The organism is Acinetobacter sp. UBA1496, assembly GCF_002324975.1.
GTDB classification, from domain to species: domain Bacteria; phylum Pseudomonadota; class Gammaproteobacteria; order Pseudomonadales; family Moraxellaceae; genus Acinetobacter; species Acinetobacter variabilis.
This window is the reverse complement of sequence record NZ_DCRI01000034.1, coordinates 23,134-30,300: the sequence shown is the minus strand read 5'-3', so window position 1 is coordinate 30,300 and position 7,167 is coordinate 23,134. Positions and strand designations below refer to the sequence as shown.

5 protein-coding genes are annotated in these 7,167 nt (G+C 44.6%); all 5 read right to left on the bottom strand.

Annotated elements, in window-relative coordinates:
- Window positions 1-209 precede the first annotated feature (209 nt).
- Window positions 210-557 carry a hypothetical protein gene (locus tag B3143_RS04040; protein WP_286739605.1) on the bottom strand — a complete coding sequence of 116 codons (348 nt, stop codon included), beginning with the start codon at window positions 555-557 and terminating at the stop codon, window positions 210-212.
- A gap of 192 nt (window positions 558-749) precedes the next feature.
- The gene (gyrB, locus tag B3143_RS04035; protein ID WP_286739604.1) at window positions 750-3,215 is read right to left on the bottom strand and encodes a DNA topoisomerase (ATP-hydrolyzing) subunit B; all 2,466 of its coding nucleotides are present in this window, start codon (window positions 3,213-3,215) and stop codon (window positions 750-752) included.
- Between the two features lie 54 nt (window positions 3,216-3,269).
- On the bottom strand, window positions 3,270-4,352 hold the full coding sequence (gene recF, locus B3143_RS04030; protein WP_166139276.1) for a DNA replication/repair protein RecF: 1,083 nt from the start codon (window positions 4,350-4,352) through the stop codon (window positions 3,270-3,272).
- Between the two features lie 25 nt (window positions 4,353-4,377).
- The gene (gene dnaN, locus B3143_RS04025) at window positions 4,378-5,526 is read right to left on the bottom strand and encodes a DNA polymerase III subunit beta (protein WP_286739602.1); all 1,149 of its coding nucleotides are present in this window, start codon (window positions 5,524-5,526) and stop codon (window positions 4,378-4,380) included.
- A 109-nt stretch (window positions 5,527-5,635) separates the two neighbouring features.
- Window positions 5,636-7,018 carry a chromosomal replication initiator protein DnaA gene (gene dnaA / locus B3143_RS04020; protein ID WP_004780349.1) on the bottom strand — a complete coding sequence of 461 codons (1,383 nt, stop codon included), beginning with the start codon at window positions 7,016-7,018 and terminating at the stop codon, window positions 5,636-5,638.
- Window positions 7,019-7,167: the final 149 nt, after the last annotated feature.

The following is a 7,167-nucleotide window of genomic DNA, read 5'->3' as shown; positions in this document are numbered from 1 at the left end:
AGTGTCAACACACCCTAAATTTGAATTTAAAAAACGAGAGATGAAAAAGACAATATGACTTGTGGATAAATACTATCTTATTCACATAAAAAAATATGGATAACTTTGCAGTTATCCACACGATTGATCGGGGTTTAAGCAAGATTTAAAACAACACTATTCAAATATTTTTACAAAATTTCGAATTAACTTGATAAATTATTGAAAGTTTAGGATTTCAAAAATCTAAGTTCTAGAATTTTCCATTCATCCTCTAGCTTCCAGATCTCTTGAAGACGCTGTTTATTATTTTCCAGTCCAATCAAGGTCCGGCATTCAGTCTGGTCTTCATTGTACTCGTATTCTTCATATTCTATGTCTGGCTTCAGCGGTTTCCATACGCCGTTTTGTACGGCATGCGCAATCCGGTCATAACGCAGATAGCTTCCTTCTACGCGGCCTTCCTGTTCAAAAACCACCTGAAAGTCCTGATGTTCATAGTGGCGCAGCACATCATAGTCGCCACTGTAGAATGCATTGGCCCAGATCTCACGTATTTCTTCAAGCTGGCTATCCATGGATAAACCTCTTTATAAATAAGACTTGATTCTACTGAACCAGGCTTTTTTGAAACCTAATATCAGCGGATCATTGGTCTAAAAACTGCTTAGATTAAAATTATTCTAAACAGTTCATCCGGCATTAATAGAAAATTTACGTAAAAAAAGCGCCTTAAAAGGCGCTTTTTCGTTTCGATTTATTCCGATAGATCAGGTATCAATATCAGCATTCAAGGCATTTTCTTCAATGAAGGCACGACGTGGTTCTACATCGTCCCCCATCAGACAAGAGAACATGCGGTCTGCTTCAATCGCATCCTGTACCGTCACTTGTAGCATGTTACGGTTTTCAGGGTCCATCGTAGTTTCCCACAGCTGGTCCGCGTTCATCTCACCCAGACCTTTATAACGCTGGATCATCATGCCGCGGCGAGAGTCTTGCAGAATATGCTGCCAAACCTGATGGAAACTGCTGACCTGAATCTTACGCTCACCTTTCTGTAAATAAGCACCCTCTTCAAGCAGCGTGAACCAGCTTTTCGAGTTTTTCAGTAAACGTGCATATTCACTTGAGCTGAGCAAGCTAGCATCTAGCAGGTAATGATGTGGCAGGTTATGCACATAAATTGTAATCCGTGGCAACCAGCTTTCTACGATCTGGCCATTAACATCTTTTTCAAAACGTTCCAGACTCAGTTCAGGACGTAAACTTGGCTGGATTTTTTCAATCGCAGCACGCAGGTCTTCACCCCAAGTTTCCACATAAGCTTTATCTTCCAACTGATCCAGCTTGAATGCTTCTAGTGAAATCAACGCATCCAGCAAGCTTGCAGGATAACGTACAGTTAAACGTGCCAAACTCTTTTGTGAAGTTTGATAATCGGTAATCACATTGGCCAGAGCTTCTCCACGAATCGCAGGGGCATCGGCACTGATATGCAGTTCCAGCTCATCAATCGCGTTGGAAATCAGGTAAGTTTCCAGTGCATCATTGTCCTTGATGTACTGTTCCTGTTTACCTTTTTTCAGCTTGTACAACGGCGGCTGTGCGATATAGATATGACCACGCTCGACCAGTTCCGGCATTTGACGGAAGAAGAAAGTCAGCAGCAATGTACGGATGTGTGAACCATCCACGTCAGCATCGGTCATGATGATGATTTTGTGATAACGCAGCTTATCCGGGTTATATTCTTCACGACCAATCCCACAGCCGAGAGCCGTAATCAGCGTGCCCACTTCTGCAGAAGAAATCATACGGTCAAAACGGGCACGTTCCACGTTCAGGATCTTACCTTTTAGCGGCAGAATTGCCTGCATCTTACGGTTACGGCCCTGTTTTGCAGAACCGCCCGCAGAGTCACCTTCGACCAGGTACAGTTCAGATAAAGCTGGATCTTTCTCTTGGCAATCCGCCAGTTTACCTGGAAGACCGGCGATATCGAGCGCACTCTTACGACGGGTCATTTCACGTGCTTTACGCGCCGCATCACGGGCACGCGCTGCATCAATGATCTTGCCAGCAATTGATTTAGCCGCTTGTGGATTCTCTAACAGATATTCAGAGAATGCCTTGTTCATGGCCTGCTCAACGGCAGATTTCACTTCACTCGACACCAGTTTTTCTTTGGTTTGTGAAGAGAATTTCGGATCAGGTACTTTTACTGACACAATGGCAGTCAAACCCTCACGCGCATCATCCCCTGAAACCACAACTTTTTCTTTTTTCAGGATATTTTCACTGTCCATGTAGTTATTTAAACCACGGGTCAGTGCTGCACGGAAACCGGCTAAGTGAGTACCGCCATCCTTTTGCGGGATGTTGTTGGTAAAGCAGCGTACATTTTCCTGATAAGAATCATTCCATTGCAGGGCAACTTCTACACCAATGCCATTTTCTGCCTGAGTGGTGAAATGGAAAATGTCATTCAGGTGAGTTTTGCCCTGGTTAATGTACTTAACAAACTCAGCCAAACCGCCTTCATAATCAAAAATGTATTCGGCATTGATACGTTCGTCACATAATACGATTCGTACACCTGCATTCAGGAAGGACAGTTCACGTAAACGACGGGCCAGGATGTCGACATTAAAAATGGTCTGACTAAAGGTTTCAGCACTTGGCCAGAAACGCACGCGAGTACCGGTCTTATCGGTCTTTCCCACCACTTTTAAAGGGAATTTTGGATCACCATGACGATATTCCTGTTCATGGATTTTACCGGCGCGATGAATGGTTAGTTCCAATTTTTCTGATAACGCATTTACTACGGATACACCTACACCGTGCAGACCGCCAGAGACTTTATAGCTGTTATCATCAAACTTACCGCCCGCATGCAGAATGGTTAAAATCACTTCTGCAGCAGACACGCCTTCTTCAGGGTGAATGTCAGTAGGAATACCACGGCCATTATCTGATACTGAAACTGATTCATCTTCATGAATAGTCACTAAAATTTCATCACAGTGACCTGCCAGCGCCTCATCAATCGAGTTATCTACGACCTCGAAGACCATATGGTGTAAGCCAGTACCATCGTCTGTATCACCAATGTACATGCCTGGACGCTTACGTACTGCGTCTAAACCACGTAATACCTTGATGCTAGAGGAATCATAAGCTTTTTCAGTGGTTTGTTCTGTTTGAGAAGCAGCTTGATCTTCTGAACTCATGGTTTCTCCCTAGTGAAAGATAGGTTTATCCAAAGATAGGTAAAAATTTAAAAACTATTGCACAACAACTTGAACTGTACCGTTTTCAACATTGAATAACTGATATGAGATAGACAGATCATGTAGGTGCTTTTGTACTGATTCATGGTCTAAAGTGGTAATAAAAACTTGACTACCAAGCTGGCTCAATCGCTCAATTAAACGTTGTTGTGCGGTTAAATCTAATTCTGCTGTCACATCATCTAATAATACCACAGTTTCCTTATTACAAGAATGCAGCATTGCGATTTGCGACAGTTTAAGTGCCATCATTAAAAGCTTTTTTTGTCCACGGGACAGGATCACATCAGCATCGCCTAAAGGGGTCTTGAGGCGCAAATCTGCGCGATGTGGACCATATTCGGTATAGCGTCGTTCTACATCTTTGTCATGGTGATTGGTTAGGTCATTTAACAGACCGTTTTCGCTGTGAAAGCCGGGACTGTATTCCAGAGAAATCTCCAGATCCGGCAGTAGATGCTTGAGATCATCCTCAAAAAATGGCTTCCACTGTTCCACAATACCAACACGCTGGGAATGCAAAATCTCGCCATATTCACTCAGCATCTGGTTCCATGGTTCCAGATCTGACAGGCTCAAGAAACGCTTGGATTTAAGCAGACTGTTCCGCTGTTTTAGGGCCCGTGAATAATATTGCCAGGCATGATAAAACTCTGGTTCCACGTGGAACATTAACCAGTCCAATAACTGACGACGTGGTTTGGCACCATGGTCGATAATATCGGTGCTTTGTGGATCAAGCAGTTGTAAGGGCAACATCTTGGCAAGCTGACCCTGGGTTGCAATCGCATCACCATTGACCTTGATCAGCTGTTCCCCGCTAGCCATTTTTTGCATGCCGACTTTTTCAGTTTCCGATTGGGCGAACACAATCGCATCCGAGGCGCCATGCTGAATGTAATTTTTCGGGATATGGGTACGAAAGGAACGTCCTGTGGCCAGTAAATGAATAGCTTCCAGTACTGAAGTCTTGCCTGAACCATTCTGGCCATAAAAAACATTAAACGGTTGCAATCCCTGGAGTGCAACCGTTTTTAAATTTCGTACACGCTCAATATGAAGACGCGTAATATGCATAGCGTTGGCTTAGCTCAGCTGTCGCTTAGACACGCATTGGCATCACGACATAAGTCTGATCGGTATGAGATGGATCCTGAACCAGTACAGACTGATTCGCTTCAGTCATGGTCATTGATACATCTTCACCATCTAGCACACCTAGGACTTCAATCAGGTATTGCGCATTGAATGACATTTCCAGTGGTGCATCTGCATACTGGATGGCTAGATCCTCAATCGCCTCATCCTGTTCCGGGTTATTGGCACGAAGTTGTAATGAACCGGCATTAAAGTTCAGGAATACGCCACGCAGTTTTTCATTACTCAAAATAGCCACGCGTTGTAAAGATTGCTTGAACACGTCATGCGCAATAATCACATTCTTGTCGCCACCACGTGGAATCACACGGCGGTAGTCCGGGAATTTACCGTCAATCAGTTTCGTGGTGAAACGAACCGTAATATCGGCCTGTTCTTTATCACGGCTGGCCATACGAATGGTTACATTCAATAATTCACGACCAATCAGCAGAGAAAGCTGCTCATCTTCAACGCTTAATAAACGTTGCAATTCAGCGACCGCCTTACGTGGAACAATGGCTTGAATCGATTGAGTTGCTGTCGATTGGGCTGCTGTTTCACACAGTGCCAGACGGTGACCATCTGTTGTTACCGCACGAAGCTGATTGGTATCAATTTCAAGTAAAGTACCAGTCAGGTAGAAACGTACGTCCTGCACTGCCATTGCGAAAGCCGTTTTTTCAAACAGACGCTTTAATTCGCGCTGAGTCACAGTCACTTGCGTGCCTTGGGTATTTTCAGTATTCAATAATGGATAGTCATCCGCAGGCAAAGTACCGAGCACAAAACGACTATTTCCAGATTTCAGGATACAACGCTGGTCATCAGTAATTTGCAGGTCGATCAGGGCTGCTGATGGCAGAGATTTACAGATATCAATCAGCTTACGTGCTGGAACAGTGGTTTCACCCGCTTGCAAGCATGCACCTTCAGCCAACTGGGTGCTAGCAACCAGTTCTACTTCCAAGTCGGAACCAGTGACGGTTAAAGCTTCAGCAGTCACCTGGATTTTCAGGTTTGAAAGAATATTTAAGGTATGGCGACGTTCAACCGCTCCTACGACATGTGAGAGAACATTCAGTAAGCTTTCTTTCGCGATTTTTAAACGCACGGTACATTCCTCTAAAGCTGAAGATTAATAAGATAAAAGTTGAATTTTTAGCAGTTAACTATGCGGCAAAACAGGCCGCATAGCAAGAACAGAATTTGAGCGTTTTAGGTCAACTCTGCAACAGGCGTTGCAGGTTTTTATAGTCCTCATTGAAGATCGGATCTTCTTCACGCAAGCTTTGCACTTTTTCGCAGGCATGCATGACTGTACTGTGATCTCGACCACCAAAAGCCATACCAATTTCCGGGAAACTGTCCCCGGTCAGTTCACGTGCCAGACCCATTGCAAGCTGACGTGGACGGGCATAAATACGGGTACGTTTTGGACCTACCAGCTCTTTAAGCGGAATGCGAAAATACTCACTCACTACACGCTGGATATTTTCAGTACTGATGGTACGGGCACGAATTGCGAGGACATCTTTCAAAGACTCACGTACCACATCCAGATCAATCGGCGTTCCTTTAAAACGCGAGATCGCTACCACTTTGTTGAGCGCACCTTCAAGTTCACGGACGTTCGCTACCACTTGTTGGGCGATAAATAGCGCACAGTTACGTGGTAAATCTACACCGGTGTTCTCGGCTTTTTTCAGCAAGATTTCAATTCGAGTTTCGATATCGGGTGGTTCCACACCTACAGAAAGTCCCCAGGAAAAACGTGAAACCAGACGTGGATCCAGTTCTGTCAATTCTTTAGGGTAACGATCCGAGGTGAGGATAATTTGCTTCGATTCATCCAATAGTGCGTTAAAGGTATAGAAGAACTCCACCAGACTGGCTTCTTTACCTGCGAGCAAATGAATATCATCGACTAGCAAAAGATCCAGTGAACGGCAGTTTTTCTTAAACTCTTCAACCTTGCCCTGTTGTAGGGAACTGACAAAATCCTGCACAAAGCTTTCCGCAGTCATATACATTACGCGGGCATTGGGTTTTGCCTGTAATAATGCATTCCCGACTGCCTGCATCAAGTGGGTTTTACCCAGACCAGTCGGGCCATATAAAAATAGCGGGTTATGCTGCGAAGCACCGAGTTGGGTTAACACCTTACGACAGGTTTCAGCCGCCATCTGGTTAGAACGGCCTTCAACAAATAACGAGAAGGTAAATAAAGGATTCAGCTGACGTTTACGGCTATTTTTGCCTGAATCTTCTTTTTCTTTCTTAGGACGCGGTGCTGGCGCAACCACAGGTGCAGATTCCAAAGCCGCTGTTGTCGTCGCTGGCTGTTCACTGGCAGATAAAATTGCACCTGGGCGGGAATCCACCAGAATTTCAACTTTACGTACGCGACCTTCAGATAGCTGTTCGGCCAAAATCGAAATCAGTTCCAGATGATGCTCTTGAATGTAGCGCGTCCAATACGGATTAGGTGCATAAAGACGCAGGGTATCGTCCAGCTCTTCTGCAACCAACGGGCGAATCCACATTGTAAAGACATTTCCAGAGAGCTCTTGTCGCAAGCGATTTAAGCAGTCTGTCCAAAGCATGTGAATCCCCTATTCATTCCATTGTTAATCAAAAAAGGCTGACCGCGGCCAAAGCGGGTCGCCATTCTAACCAAGTTATCCACATCTGTCATGGCAATTTCCACAGATTTTGCGCAAAAAGCAGTCATGGTGGATAAATTTAAATTTAA

Bases quoted from the DNA above. Each gene is read 5' to 3' on its own strand.
- B3143_RS04040 (WP_286739605.1), bottom strand. From the start codon at position 557: ATGGATAGCCAGCTTGAAGAAATACGTGAGATCTGGGCCAATGCATTC.
- gyrB (WP_286739604.1), bottom strand. From the start codon at position 3,215: ATGAGTTCAGAAGATCAAGCTGCTTCTCAAACAGAACAAACCACTGAA.
- recF (WP_166139276.1), bottom strand. From the start codon at position 4,352: ATGCATATTACGCGTCTTCATATTGAGCGTGTACGAAATTTAAAAACG.
- dnaA (WP_004780349.1), bottom strand. From the start codon at position 7,018: ATGCTTTGGACAGACTGCTTAAATCGCTTGCGACAAGAGCTCTCTGGA.